We start from the raw sequence: 13,238 nt of genomic DNA, 5'->3' as shown, positions 1-13,238 counted from the left end.
GAAACCAGCAGCCGGCTGTGCTGCTGGTTCTTTATGTCTAATAATAAGGATCTTCCTTACTGGACCGGACCCTGAACAGGATGCCAATAAACAGGATCACGGCTGTGACCAGCCATACAATCATAAAGGCTGAGCCAAGTGTAAAGGAATTGCTTGCGTAATCCCTACTTAACTCGGTATACACTATATACACAAGGGGGGCTGCATTCAAAAGGAAAAAAACAATAATCGCAGCCAGCTTGCCCGGCGTCTGATGCTGGAACTTGGAATAAATTAAAAGAAGACTCATTAATAATAAAGATAAGGACAAAAATGTAATAATGCCTACGATGTTCATTTGATCCCCTCCTTTAGACCCCGCTATTTATAGTATTCTTCAAAATATATGTATGTTCCTTCCAGAATATGAAAAAAGACACCTGTAAAAAGGTGTCCTAGTAAAATCTCTTGAATCCATCAAAATGTTTCTTCCAATACGAATTATCCAGACTGGAAACTTCAACACCTGATGAGCCAGCATGGATAAATTTATTATTTCCTACATAGAAACCTAAGTGAGAAATGCCTTTCTTATATGTATTCTCAAAAAATACTAAATCGCCAGGCTGTGGTGTGCTCACATAAAATGAACGGCTGTAGTAGCCTTCAGAAGAGTAGCGCACCATCTTGGAGCCTGTCTCCTTTAAGACATAATAAATGAACCCGCTGCAGTCAAAGCCTGAAGGAGTTTGGCCGCCCCATTGATAGGGAACCCCTACATGCTTCTGGGCTTCAGCCAAAACCGATGCTGCTGCCCCGCTTGTCTGCTCATTATTTCCTGGCTTCCCGCTGGAAACAGATTCATTTGAATCCTCGTTTGCACTTAAGTTTAGCTTTTGTCCAATCAGGATTAAATCAGAACTTAAGTTATTCCACATTTTTATCTGTTGAATAGTAGTCTTATACTTAGCAGCAATGCCGCCTAGAGTGTCCCCTTTTTTAACTACATATACCTCTGAACTGCCGCCATTGGAAGGTGTTGACGGTGCAGGTGCTGAACCTGTCTGTTCTTGGGAATCTCCTGAGCTATTACCAGCAGAATTTGAAACCTTAAAGACTTGTCCAGGGTAGATTAAGTGTGTGCTAAGGCTATTCCAGCTCATTAAATCTTTTAAACTAATATTATGATTTAAGGCAATTTTAGATAGAGTATCCCCGCTTTTAACTGTATAGGTTTTGGACGTATTAGCAGGTGCAGGTGCTGTGTTGCCGCCTGATGGCTGGTTGGATTCAGGCTTCTCTGCTGCCCCTGGTATTTCGAGTTTTTGATTGATTGATAGGAAATCAGAACTTAAATTATTGGCTTTTTTAATATCCGTAACAGTCGTTTTGTACTTAATAGCCAGATGAAACAGGGTATCTCCTTTTTTAACTGTGTATGTATCGGCGGAAGCCTGAGAGGCAAAGGCAGAAGAAAGCATTGCTGCAGCAGCAATTGAAACCATCTGTTTTTTCACTTTTCCGAATCACTCCTTGGACATATTTTGCTACCATCTTATCACATATATCGTCCAAAAGGATCATATTTTTACATGATCATACAAAAAAATAACTATTATTTTACAATAATAAGGGACTGTCGACTTATGTCGAGGTGACTATTGGATATTTCTGTCGAAAATTGCCATTTTTCCAAGTATAAAGTCATTATATCGTTCATCTCTTTGAAGACGGAAAATATCAAGAGCCTGCTCCATATACTTTTTTGCCAAAATAAACTGTTCTTGGAGTTCATAATTAAATCCAATATGGTAATGAAGATGTCCCAATAGAAATAACTGATCCTTTTCTAAGCAGTTTTCAATGGCCTCATGGCAGAGCTTGGTAGAGGAATCATAATCCTTTAAATCTGTATAGGTTTTGGCCGTATTATAAAGAAGCCTGCTTCGGACGGTTTCATCATTTAGATATAGCATCCCCTCTAAATGATTCATTGCTTGAAGATAGATATCAAGGGCTTCTGGATATTTTCCTGCTTCATATAATAATATTCCTTTGCTATTCAGAATCTCGATTTCCCTTTCACTCCACACCTTCTCAAATGTCAAATTGATAGCTCTATCGATAAATAAAAGTGCTTCCTCCAGCTGGTGATCCACATGGTATTTGTAAATTCCTTTATGCCAGAGGAGAATCTGGAAGTTTTTCTTGTTGGATGTAAAGAGGGGATTCCTTTCTTCAGATTCCACTATCTCTTTTATGAGGGGGTAATCAAGGTTGCGCCTGGCTATTCTAAGCTGGTTATTGACCTCCTGAACATAATCAAGCCTAGGGGTCGTTCCGTGCTCGAAAAAATAATTGATATCAACACCCAGCCTCTGTGAAATAAAATATAAAGTGGATGCCAAAGGAAGGACATCTCCTTTTTCGATTTTGCTGATTTGCGCCTGAGTACATATATCCTTTGCCAGGTCTTTTTGGGAAAACCCTGCTGCTTTTCTTAACTCTTTGATTTTTTTTCCAATCGCAGAAAAGTCCAAACAATACCCTCCTAAAAATATTCTTATAGTTATATTTACTATTGAAAATCCATATATACAAGAGGTTTCTCTCTGAAACCCATAAAAAATGAGTAATTATCAATGATACATGAATTGCATATTAGTGGTTTAATTAAAATGTGAATTGCTGATAGGAGGAAATCCTAACTGCAACTGAAGGAATATCCTTTTAAATCTCCAATTTTAGCCGGTTCCATATAAGGAAGCGGTTCTTTTTATTTTTTTAATTGGAAAAATATTGTAAAATGGCAGAAAAAGAAATAGAATGTTGTCATGAGATTGCTAGGAAAATAGGAGGAGTAAAAGGTGCTAGACAATGAGGGTCACAAAACGATAAATGAGCTTTTTTTCGAGATGCTTACAAAAGTATATGAAATCGGAGTTGGGGATAAGGAAATGAGCGTTAACCAGCTTCTTTCAGAGATTGAAAATGACCTGAGAAAAATAGTGGTAATTAATGATATCAACTAGGACATAGAATATAGATGTATACTTAACCCTCTTTATAGAAGGGTTTTTATTTTGTATTAAAAAAGTGAATAAAGCTGTCATCACTTTGAATGCAGTCATTTATAAAATTTTTAATTAATGAAAGGATATTTGCCGGGAATATCGAATAATATTATAGTGGGACTAATTTTAAATTAGCTGCGAAGATGTTTTTCTCCATCTCAGTACATCTTTAAAGCATGCTCTCCACAAACAGAATATAGACTGATGCAGTTTCTGACACACCTGAATCATATTAAACGATATTATACCTTTTGTGGTAAAATAATACTATTAATCATACTAAGTGAGGGAAAGCTGATGAATTTAAGTGAGTATTTAATTGGCGACAGCTTACAATCTTTTCGTCAGTATAAAGGGTTAAGTGTTAAGGAGCTTGCTGAGGGAATATGTTCAGAGGAAGAACTTATTTCTTTTGAAAGAGAGAAAGCGTATCCAAGTCTGGAAACGCTGAATCAATTAGCAAATAAAATGAATATTGATCTTACGTACTTCTTTAATATTGCCTCGAAGTCTACCATAAATTATTCTACAGCTGTTATGCAAATTATTAATAAGCACAAGCGGAATTGGAATTATCAGGCCATCTATGAAATTGTGCAAAAGGAACTGGATAATCCCATTTTTCAGCCTGTCATGCTGAAGCAATTCCTAGTCTGGCATCAGGGGATCTGTGTTTTTTATCTTGAAAATGATTTTGATAAAGCGATCCAAATATTGCATGGCGCTTTAGATCTTACAAATGAAAAAAGGGTCAACTTATCGGAAAGAGAAGTTGAAATACTAGCAAGCATCGCTATTTTATATAAAGATATGAATCATTATAAGGAAGCCATATCGATGTTCAAGAAGGCACTTAATGATTTGGAAAAACTGCCGCATATCCTTGAGAGCAGAGGGAAGGTCAGGATCTTGTTTGGTTTATCCCAGGCTCTGACTGAGGTCGGGGAATATCAGGAATCGCTGGTATATTGCCAAAAGGGAATTGAAATTTGCATACATGAAGAAATCCAATATTTGTTTGCTAATCTGCATTACCAAAGCGGAGAGAATTATATAAAGCTTGGCAATAAAGAAAAGGGAATTGAGTTTCTTCAAAAAGCTATTTATATCCTGCAGCTGCAAAAAAATGATAAATTCATCCAAATTGTTGAATCGGAAATGGAAAAATTACTCAATAAATGTTAATATATAAATAATTCAATAAATTATGCAAAAGAGAGGAGTCAATGTCGTGAAAAAATTAATTTTAGCAGGAGCATTGGCATTAGGGGTAATTGGGGCTGGAGCGTCCTTCGCGGGGAACCAGGAGGCTGGCATTCCATCTGAGCATAGTGTCGTTAAACCTTTAGAGTTAGCAGGCATTCCATCTGAACATAGTGTTGGAAAACCTATTGAGTTGGCTGGTATTCCTTCAGAACACAGTCCGGCATATTCTACAATGGGGATCCCATCAGAGCATTAAGAATACCTACTCTTTTTAACAGGGAGTATTCTGTACTTCCATACACCAGAAAAATTTTTAAACACAAAAATTAAATGCATATAAAAAAGGCACTGAAGGTGACGGGTTATTGTCTCGCCTCCAGTGCTTTTTATTTGCTTTATAACCTAAACGGCATCAGCCAATACAGCATTAAGCCAAAGAGATTTATTTATTAGAACCTAGTCTGCTGAAAAGAATAAAGGCAGAGATAGCAGCTGAGGAAAGTCCGACAATCCCCAAAAGAATCCAAAGGCTTGATTTTTCACTATTAAACATCCCAAGTGCAAAGAGGGCTAAACCAATAATCCCCAGGATAATATAAAAAATGGTGTTAAAAGATTTAGACTGAAACATGTGTTTCCTCCTTAAGTTTTAGTTTGTCTATCATTGCCATTTCAATATTACTATAGGAATTTAACCAATCAGATGTTAGCCCGCCATCAATATTTTTTCCGTGATTGATGAGTGTTAAATCATCAGCAATTTCTTGGCAAAAATGAATATCATGTGTAGTTAATAGGATTGTGCATCCTTGTGAGCGATATGTTTTTAGTTTATTCTTTAGATTACTTATACCTACAATATCCAGTCCGATAGTTGGTTCATCCAGTATTAACAGAGACGGAGTATACAGCTCTGTTATACAAAGGGAAAGTCTTTGCTTCATTCCTTTTGAGTAATCTTTAACTAGCTTATTTCGGGAATCTCCAAGGCCATTTTGTTCTAATATCTCTTTTAATTCCAAATCATTTTTAGGGTTGTCATATATATGGTTCATATATTTTATATTTTCAAAACCAGTTAGCTGATTAGTTAATATTGGTTCATCCGGAAGAAAGCCTATTTTTCTTCTGATGTTTTGTGTGTAGGGAATTTGTATCAGTTCTCCGTCAAGGGTGATTGTTCCGCTGGAAGGCTTGCTTATTCCTAATATGATTTTCAGTAAGCTGGTTTTTCCGGCACCATTTGGACCTAAAAGGGCATGAATTGTTGCTTTAGAAATATTTAAGTTGAAGTTATCAAGTATTTTTCTTTCATCTATTTGTTTATTAATATCCGTTATTTCAAGAAAGAAACTCATTGGTAAACACTTCCTATGTATATGATTGCAATATCTAAAGCAATAATTAGCAGACTAAAGAAGGCTGCTGTTATATATAATTTATTTTCCCTGATTTTTAAGTTATATAGAATAACAATACATTGAAGTGTAATAAATATGACCATGTAATAGGGAAGTATATGCAAAGGTATATCCTGTTTTGTAAAGGTCATATAAATGGTTTGGCATAAGAAATCCAATATAGATATATATAAACTATATAAATATGCTTTAGTAAAAAAGTTGAGTGTTAAGTGTTGGTTTGGGTTAAAAAAAGCAAGATCAAAGCGGCTGATTAGCCATAATAAGAAAGAAACAATGTATAATACTGAAAAGATAGAAACGAAACGGGTTATTATATTAAACTCCATACTTGTCAGTATTTCCATAATATGAACAACTGTTTTGTTGGATTCAGAAGTGTACAACAGGGTTAATTCGTTTATAAGTGACCCATGTTTTAAAAAAGCATTTGTATAAACAAATAAAACAATCAGTGTTATGGCCATAACGAAAATTTGGTTGCCAGCCATATTCTTGTTAATGATTGAATGAAGTCGGTTCATTAGTAAACACCTTCTTTAGAGATTTGCCGATATAAAGCTTTCCATAAAGGCAGCACAAATATTAAGGATTAATATAATAGTAGAAAAAAATAGAACTTTCTTAAGGAAAAACCAAAACGTATAGCGTGTCGAGATAAAATTGTTTGCTTTTAGTATGATCAAAAAAATAGGTGCAAAACCCATTGCCAAACTGATTATCATAGAAGGAAGTTCAAAGATGGCATGTGGTAAAAATTTTCTCATGCTATATCCAAATCCGCTTGAAGCTATGGAGTCATTTAAAATATTGCCTAAGTCAAATGCATTTACAAATAATGCATAAAGATTGAAAATACCAAGTGTAAACATTCCAAGTATATTAAGTAAACTTAGAAAACTGTTATGAAACAGCAAATCGAAGAAAGATAGCTTATAATCAGCTTCGGAAAGTTCTTCGTTAAGGCCAGATTGAAACCCCATTGCAAAAAATAGCAGAGCAATCATTGTGGTTAATAAAATACTAATGTAAAAAGGGTCTCTAATAATATTCCTTAAGTTCCCCATAAAAATTTTCATTCCCTTTTATTATTTTCGCAAAGAATACCAAACTAATAGCTAAAAACAGGAAGCCTATTATGATTAGATAGTAATGGAGAATAGATATACTTATGGCTTTTATAAATAAAAATCCATATAAAGTTACCATAATCATTGAACTTTCCCAGATTACCCTTTTAATCATGGATCCTCGATGTTCATTTTCCAGAGCTTCAAAAAACTTTACTTTAAAAACTGAGTAATATTCCTGAATCAATGATAAAGCCAGTATAAATAGAGTACCAACCAGCAGAATGGCTGCTATGAGCTGTGATGGTGCAAGGGATATATAAAAAAGAGGGGCTAAAACAAAAATACTGCTAATGATTGCAGTAGAAATATTTATTACGATCCTGCTAATAAGTATTTTACTGATTTTATATTTCGCGAAAACAAATGAATACACCATTCCTGCATCGTTATGAACAGGGCGGGAGATAAAAAATAGTTTTGTATTTCTGCTGATAATGACAATGGAAAATATAAAAATCAGGTCATCACTAAATATATTGGCTGTTCCTATTTGCTGTGAAAAATAAACGAGGGAAACAAAGAAACCGATATATAAAAATAGGCTATTTAATACCTTTTTTAAAAATCCTCCTTCTCTATTAGAGATAATGATCTGTCTGGAAACTTCACCTTTCAACTCAATAAAAGAGAAAGGCTCTGACCTTCCTGTTTTTTTATGATTAAACTTAATAATGTACAAATGATTTTTAAAGGCTATAAATGGGGCACATGCCAATATGATATTTCCAGCAGCTCCACTTAAATTAAAGGCTAATATCTCCTTATAAAACTTCAAAATTTCCTCACTATTTAAATCGATAATCAATCTGCCCTGAACAATCAATAGAGCAAAAATGACTCCCAACAAGAAGCTTTTAAAGTAAGAAAATGGATGATGCTTTGCCCTGCGAATCGCAATATATTGTTTATAAAATGATAATATGCCTCCAATACAGAAGCCCATTATAGTGTATAAGATAAGATCTATTAAATTGAAATTCTGGATTAATAGGATTAAGAATAATGGAAAGAAGATGATTGTACTATCTAAAATGAACGCTATTCTGAATTTTAGAGACTTCAGTTTAACGATGGTTTTAGCACTCAAAGGAAGTGTATATAAATAGTTTGTTTTCTTACTGGTTAACACTTTGACCTTATTATCAAAGTTTCGGGCTCCAAAAATTATGATTAATAATAGTAAGTATGTATTTAATATGATGAAATGATTGACATCAAATATCATGGCAATATAGATGATTAAGTATAGTGAAAGGCAAAAAATTATGTAAAAGATCAAATTAATCTTGGCAAGATTCCTATATTCTCTCCAAAAGGCTTTGCATTCTAACATATATAGTTTGAGCAAGTTGCTTAATTTCAAGAGACACACTCCTTTCTGGTTAATACTTAATAAAAGACTCTTAATTAAGAAAACTTGAAAAAGTTGCCAATTACATCTTCTCAACTTTCAGGCAAAAAATATATAAGACAAAGGTAACAAAAAAACAGTTCCCTTTGTCTTATATTCTTAGTTTACCAAGCAGTTAAACCTGCCTCGCCGTTCTTCTTCACATACTGTGATAACCACCAGAAACCGATAGCGGCAATACCAGCAATAATGATTGCACCAACACCTGTAAGTGCAAGCAACTGAAGGGCTCTAGACCAAGTAATGGCACCGCCTACTGCTTTTGTGATTACCGCAGCCATTGCAGCTGCTGTTGGAGTTGCAACACCAAAAGTCGCAACAATTAGCCAGTTTAGCTTTTCTAACATAAATATTCACCTCTTTTCTGTAAGATATGGAATATTATGTAATAATTCCATATCTGTAATGTTAGTTGAAGAATTGGATATTATCAACAGGAATATACAAAATAATACAAAATAGTTAATTAATACCATTTTTCTATTTTAATAGTATTTACTGACTTTACTAGAATCAGTACAGCCTTTATCCCGTATTAAAGAAGGAGTTTCATAAAAACTGGTAATTAAAAAAGTGTGGAATTTAATAGATCAAAAGAAATGGTTCAAATTATTCATAGTAGTAAATAGACCGAATTTTACTTGATATATATTTTTCTTTATAGTAATTTCTATCTTGTGAATTGGTTAAGTTTTACTTTTATGTAAAAAATGTTCTTTGAACTATGTTTTTGTAAAATAGAGATCAAGAGAGTGGAGTGGTAAATTGAAAAGGAAATTGATCTTAAGTGCAATAGGTTTACTGTTGTTGGCAGCTGGAATATTATTTCTGGTTAATAAAATGAAAAATTCACATGAAGCTGCTTCTGCAGAGGAAATTGCCTATTATAAAGTGAGCAAGCATAAGGTTAGTAACAATTTATTAATTCCGGGTTTAGTTAATGAAAATGATAAAAGTCAATATTATTATGATCCCTCGTTAGGAAAGGAATATCAAATACATGTTAATGAAGGAGATACTGTAAAAAAAGGCGATTTATTATACTCCTATGTTAATGAAGAGCTTGGTTTCCAGATGAAGAAAACAAACCTCCAATTAAGAGCCGCAAATATCGATTATTCAAATATTCTTAATAAGAAGATCGATCTGGATAAAAAGATAAAAGAAGCTCAGGAGGAAGAAAAAGAAGTCCTGGAAAAAGAATATAGCGAAATTAAATATCAGTTTGACCTTAAGTTGATCGAATTGGAGAGCCTCCAGCTAACCAAGAAAGAAATAGAAGATAAACTTGCAAATTTAAAAATTTACAGCAGATCAGCTGGTAAAGTTCAAAAAATTGTACAAGATCATGAAGTGCAATCAACTGATCAAACGATGGAAGGCGCACCAAGTATCATCAGTCTCCTGGAAAATGACAGGTATAGTGTTACGGGGAAAGTCAGTGAGCTGCAAAGACTATCAATAGAAAAGGGCATGAAATATACAGTGAAGACAAAGGCTATTCCAGATGCAGCATGGAAAGGTGAAATCACAGACATATCAAGCAGTCCAATCAATCAGCTTGAAAATGGTGAAGAGAATAGTTTATCCAGCTACACTTTCTCAGGGGATCTTAAATCCCAGGATAAGTTATTGCCGGGATTCCATATATCAATAGAGTTAGAACTTGCACCAATAGATGCTTTATTAATACCTAAAAAATCAATATTCCGAACCATCGATGATAAGGAGTTTGTCTTGGTGGCCAGAAATGGTGAGCTGGTGAAAGAGGACATCCTGACAGGTTTAGAAAAAGGGGACCTCATTGAGGCAATTGGAAACATAGAAGAAGGAGAACAAGTTGTAAAAGACGCAAAATCAAATGCAGCTGTTGGAATGAAGGTGAATTAAAAATTATTGAACTAAAAGGAATTTGTAAATTATATAGCCAGGGCAGCTCAACAATAAATGTTCTGAAAGACATCGATTTAACAGTAGAGAATGGTGAATATGTTTCCATTATGGGAAGATCAGGTTCCGGAAAAAGTACCTTAATGCAAATAATCGGGTGCCTGGATTCTCAGACATCAGGTGAATATTTATTGGATAATAAGGTTATAAGCGAAAAGTCCGAGAAAGAATTAGCATTACTGAGAAATGATTATATTGGCTTCGTTTTTCAGAACTTCAACCTTTTCCCAGACCTGACCGCCTTGGAAAATGTGACTGTCCCCTTAATTTATAAGGGTACTCATTTTAGGGAAAGACGTAATATTTCAAGTCAATTATTATCAGACTTAGGATTGGAATTATTCAAGAACCATAAGCCAAGTGAGTTGTCAGGTGGACAAAAACAAAGAGTTGCTATTGCAAGAGCCTTAGCCAACAAACCTAAAATAATTTTAGCTGATGAACCCACGGGTGCCTTAGATTCGAAAACAAGTATTGAAGTAATGAGGATATTTAAAAGATTAAATGAAGAAGGAACCACTTGTATTATAGTTACACACGATTCTAATATTGCAGCTCAAACAAAAAGATCAATTGTTTTGAATGATGGGCAAATTGTAGATGATAAAAGGAGAAATTAGATGAAAGCCCTTGAAAGTATACGGTTTGCGGTGAAATCAATCATTAACCACAAATTAAGATCCATACTTACGATTGTGGGACTTATTGTGGGCGTCGCTTCAATCATTATCATTGTAACAATGGGACAAATGGCTGAAGCTTCATTAAAATCACAATTTGCAGGACCAGACGGAAATATTGTCAGCATTAATTACAACCCATTTGCCGGAGAAGGAGACACTTCACTAATAGATGTCAATGTAAATGAATCTCCAAAAATCTCCGAGACAGATATAATAGAGATTAGAAAAAGTGAAAAGGTGAAGAATCTCATTTTATCTAATACAAATACGATAAAATTGCAAGGTCAGCAGAATGAAATAGTGCAGGCTGATCTTCTGGGGATTGAGGAAACCTCCTTTAATAATAAAGGGTTTGAAGTTATTAAGGGAAAAAACCTTACGCCTTTTGATTTTCAATTCGGCAAATCCAGTGCAATTATTTCTGAAGAATTAGAATCGGAGTTATTAGGAAACAAAGTGAAACAGGAGATCATTAGATCAATTATAAATGTAAATGGGTATCCAGTCGAAATAGCAGGAGTGTATAAAGAAACAAACAATGCTTTAAGCTTAAACACCAATAAAATGATTGTCTCGCTGCAGCTGTATCAAAATATATTCAAAAGTTCATCTATAGATACAATTGAAGTGGAGGCTTTTTCTGTAGAAGATATGGAATCAGCAGGTAAAGAAGTCGTGAATATCTTGAATAAAAACAAGGGAGAGCAATTTACCGGGCAATTTGAAGTACTGAACCTTGAAGAAATGAAAAAAGGGGTTTCCGTATTAACCAATACGCTCACATTATTAATTGGAGGAATAGCAGGTATCTCTCTCTTTGTTGCCGGGATCGGAGTTATGAATATTATGCTTATCTCTGTAACAGAAAGGACAAAAGAGATTGGAATCAGAAAAGCACTGGGGGCAACAAGAGGCCTAATCTTATTTCAGTTCTTGATTGAGTCCATTATGCTTACTTTATTGGGAGGCATACTTGGCATCATTCTTGCTTATGGTTCAATTTCAGTGATTGCCTTAATATTTGACTGGAAAGTTGTTTTTTCACCTATTATCATCATAGCAGCTCTAAGCTTTTTAGTGATTTTAGGGATCATATTTGGGATAATACCAGCTAATAAGGCAGCCAAATTAAAACCTGTAGAAGCTTTTAGGTTTGAATAGGGTGGCTATCAAGAAAACGGGTCCAAAGGTTGTTGTGGAAAGAACAAGGGAAGATAGAGGATTTAAACTAGGGGAGGCAGTCAACTGCTTCTCTTTTTTATTTGTCTATTAATCTCTCATTTTGTATATTGTAAAAAATAGGAACAGGAAATATAATAGAGAAGTATTAAAAAAATGGTGAAATGAGGAAGATCATGAGGAAATTAGGCGTAATCTTAACTGTCTTTGTCTTAATTTTCAGTTTATTTATCCCTGCCGCGTCAGCTCAAAGTCCGGAATTTGAGGAAGAATTCCAGCAGTACTTAAATGACATTAGCTTTATCAGAGGTTTTGATGTCACGGAGGAAGATATTGAAATGGTTCTTTCCTTGTATGACGAAACACTTGAAGATTATAGTACTGTACAAGAATTAAGTGACAGCCTTGGTGAAGTCATCAAAGCCGATTTAAGCAACATTCAATTTATCTATGATGAATATGAATTGAATGAAGAATCTTTAAGAAGCCTGCTTGCGGAATTTGGTGAGGAATTAGAGGATTACATTTTCGTTGGTGACCTTGACGAGAGCGTATTTTTTTATACAGCGGATGAAGAAGAGCTGGTAGATGAAGAAATGATTCTGGAACTTCTAGAAGTTTTTAAGGCTGAATTTGATTTAACAGATGACGAGATTGGGAGATTGAAGAATCATCTCCTTTCTATAGAGGATGACCTTTTAAGTGCTGAGACTATGCAGCGGCTGGAGGACTTATCTTATCGGATGATGGCCATTGGAGAGTTCGATGTGACAGATGATCTGACTTCAGCTCAGGTTGAGGAATTGCTGTCCATTTTTGATGAACTGCTTTCAATCTATCAGGTGAAAGCTCAGTATACCCTCATCACAAAAGATACAGAGAAGAACCTGACTCTGTTTGAACTGATGAATATGGAAGAATTGATCAATGCCAAACTGAAAGTCAGCATCTATAATCTAGCGGGCGATTTTCTGGCAGATCTTATCATCACAGGTGAAATGTTTGATTCAGACTTGGTTAAAGAAACAGGCAAGGATATAACAAATGCGGCGGAAAAGGTGAAAAAACCTTCTGCTGAAAAGAAAACAGTAAAAGGCGGAGAGCTGCCAAATACAGCTTCAAACAATCTTATATACGGTGTTCTTGGATTCCTTGCCATTGTGATCGGAACGACATTATTCCGAAGAGTAAGGACCAGATAA

General features: G+C 34.8%; 15 protein-coding genes. 7 read left to right on the top strand and 8 right to left on the bottom strand.

All coding sequences use genetic code 11. The features are described from left to right. Positions 1–37 precede the first annotated feature (37 nt). The 3 genes from DFO72_RS13510 to DFO72_RS13500 all read right to left on the bottom strand — a co-directional run bounded on the left by DFO72_RS13510 (position 38) and on the right by DFO72_RS13500 (position 2,519). A complete protein-coding gene (locus DFO72_RS13510) occupies positions 38–337 on the bottom strand; it encodes a hypothetical protein (protein ID WP_113882189.1) in 300 nt (99 codons plus the stop codon). A 97-nt stretch (positions 338–434) separates the two neighbouring features. Beyond that, positions 435–1,496, bottom strand: coding sequence for a LysM peptidoglycan-binding domain-containing protein (locus DFO72_RS13505; RefSeq protein ID WP_113882188.1), 1,062 nt, complete (start codon positions 1,494–1,496; stop codon positions 435–437). A 141-nt stretch (positions 1,497–1,637) separates the two neighbouring features. Then, positions 1,638–2,519: a helix-turn-helix domain-containing protein gene (locus DFO72_RS13500; RefSeq protein ID WP_113882187.1), complete on the bottom strand. Its 882-nt coding sequence runs from the start codon at positions 2,517–2,519 to the stop codon at positions 1,638–1,640. 327 nt (positions 2,520–2,846) lie between these two features. On the opposite strand from DFO72_RS13500, the gene DFO72_RS29490 reads away from it, so the two are divergent. The 3 genes from DFO72_RS29490 (at position 2,847) to DFO72_RS13490 (ending at position 4,515) form a co-directional block, all read left to right on the top strand. Then, entirely contained in the window at positions 2,847–3,011 is a 165-nt protein-coding gene (locus DFO72_RS29490) for a hypothetical protein (protein ID WP_166672486.1), read from the top strand. Positions 3,012–3,350: 339 nt separating this feature from the next. Continuing rightward, positions 3,351–4,238, top strand: coding sequence for a helix-turn-helix domain-containing protein (locus tag DFO72_RS13495; protein ID WP_113882186.1), 888 nt, complete (start codon positions 3,351–3,353; stop codon positions 4,236–4,238). Positions 4,239–4,284: 46 nt separating this feature from the next. Next, positions 4,285–4,515, top strand: a complete 231-nt coding sequence (locus DFO72_RS13490; RefSeq protein WP_113882185.1) for a hypothetical protein — start codon at positions 4,285–4,287, stop codon at positions 4,513–4,515. Between the two features lie 186 nt (positions 4,516–4,701). Here DFO72_RS13490 and DFO72_RS13485 read toward each other — a convergent pair whose 3' ends face one another. The 5 genes from DFO72_RS13485 to DFO72_RS13465 form a co-directional block, all read right to left on the bottom strand. Further along, positions 4,702–4,890, bottom strand: a complete 189-nt coding sequence (locus DFO72_RS13485) for a hypothetical protein (RefSeq protein WP_113882184.1) — start codon at positions 4,888–4,890, stop codon at positions 4,702–4,704. Continuing rightward, positions 4,877–5,617, bottom strand: coding sequence for an ABC transporter ATP-binding protein (locus DFO72_RS13480; RefSeq protein ID WP_113882183.1), 741 nt, complete (start codon positions 5,615–5,617; stop codon positions 4,877–4,879). Before DFO72_RS13480 ends, DFO72_RS13485 begins: the two co-directional genes overlap by 14 nt. Positions 5,618–6,219: 602 nt before the next feature. Next, a complete protein-coding gene (locus DFO72_RS13475) occupies positions 6,220–6,747 on the bottom strand; it encodes a stage II sporulation protein M (RefSeq protein ID WP_166672485.1) in 528 nt (175 codons plus the stop codon). Continuing rightward, positions 6,722–8,176 (bottom strand): hypothetical protein, encoded by a 1,455-nt coding sequence (locus DFO72_RS13470; RefSeq protein ID WP_113882180.1) that lies wholly within the window; start codon positions 8,174–8,176, stop codon positions 6,722–6,724. Before DFO72_RS13470 ends, DFO72_RS13475 begins: the two co-directional genes overlap by 26 nt. Before the next feature lie 152 nt (positions 8,177–8,328). Further along, entirely contained in the window at positions 8,329–8,571 is a 243-nt protein-coding gene (locus DFO72_RS13465; protein ID WP_113882179.1) for a hypothetical protein, read from the bottom strand. 418 nt (positions 8,572–8,989) lie between these two features. Between DFO72_RS13465 and DFO72_RS13460 the strand changes: the two genes are divergently transcribed. From DFO72_RS13460 to DFO72_RS13445, 4 genes are all read left to right on the top strand, one after another. Then, positions 8,990–10,114 (top strand): efflux RND transporter periplasmic adaptor subunit, encoded by a 1,125-nt coding sequence (locus DFO72_RS13460; RefSeq protein WP_113882178.1) that lies wholly within the window; start codon positions 8,990–8,992, stop codon positions 10,112–10,114. A gap of 2 nt (positions 10,115–10,116) precedes the next feature. After that, on the top strand, positions 10,117–10,794 hold the full coding sequence (locus DFO72_RS13455; protein ID WP_113882177.1) for an ABC transporter ATP-binding protein: 678 nt from the start codon (positions 10,117–10,119) through the stop codon (positions 10,792–10,794). Then, a complete protein-coding gene (locus tag DFO72_RS13450) occupies positions 10,795–12,018 on the top strand; it encodes an ABC transporter permease (RefSeq protein ID WP_113882176.1) in 1,224 nt (407 codons plus the stop codon). A 194-nt stretch (positions 12,019–12,212) separates the two neighbouring features. Next, positions 12,213–13,238, top strand: a complete 1,026-nt coding sequence (locus tag DFO72_RS13445) for a processed acidic surface protein (RefSeq protein WP_166672484.1) — start codon at positions 12,213–12,215, stop codon at positions 13,236–13,238.

Source organism: Cytobacillus oceanisediminis, assembly GCF_004366035.1.
Taxonomy (GTDB): domain Bacteria; phylum Bacillota; class Bacilli; order Bacillales; family Cytobacillaceae; genus Cytobacillus; species Cytobacillus oceanisediminis_C.
The sequence above is the reverse complement of the archived record's forward strand: the minus strand, read 5'-3'. Positions and strand labels throughout refer to the sequence as shown.

Bases quoted from the DNA above. Each gene is read 5' to 3' on its own strand.
- DFO72_RS13465 (WP_113882179.1), bottom strand. From the start codon at position 8,571: ATGTTAGAAAAGCTAAACTGGCTAATTGTTGCGACTTTTGGTGTTGCA.
- DFO72_RS13480 (WP_113882183.1), bottom strand. From the start codon at position 5,617: ATGAGTTTCTTTCTTGAAATAACGGATATTAATAAACAAATAGATGAA.
- DFO72_RS13510 (WP_113882189.1), bottom strand. From the start codon at position 337: ATGAACATCGTAGGCATTATTACATTTTTGTCCTTATCTTTATTATTA.
- DFO72_RS13495 (WP_113882186.1), top strand. From the start codon at position 3,351: ATGAATTTAAGTGAGTATTTAATTGGCGACAGCTTACAATCTTTTCGT.
- DFO72_RS13445 (WP_166672484.1), top strand. From the start codon at position 12,213: ATGAGGAAATTAGGCGTAATCTTAACTGTCTTTGTCTTAATTTTCAGT.
- DFO72_RS13475 (WP_166672485.1), bottom strand. From the start codon at position 6,747: ATGGGGAACTTAAGGAATATTATTAGAGACCCTTTTTACATTAGTATT.
- DFO72_RS13485 (WP_113882184.1), bottom strand. From the start codon at position 4,890: ATGTTTCAGTCTAAATCTTTTAACACCATTTTTTATATTATCCTGGGG.
- DFO72_RS13450 (WP_113882176.1), top strand. From the start codon at position 10,795: ATGAAAGCCCTTGAAAGTATACGGTTTGCGGTGAAATCAATCATTAAC.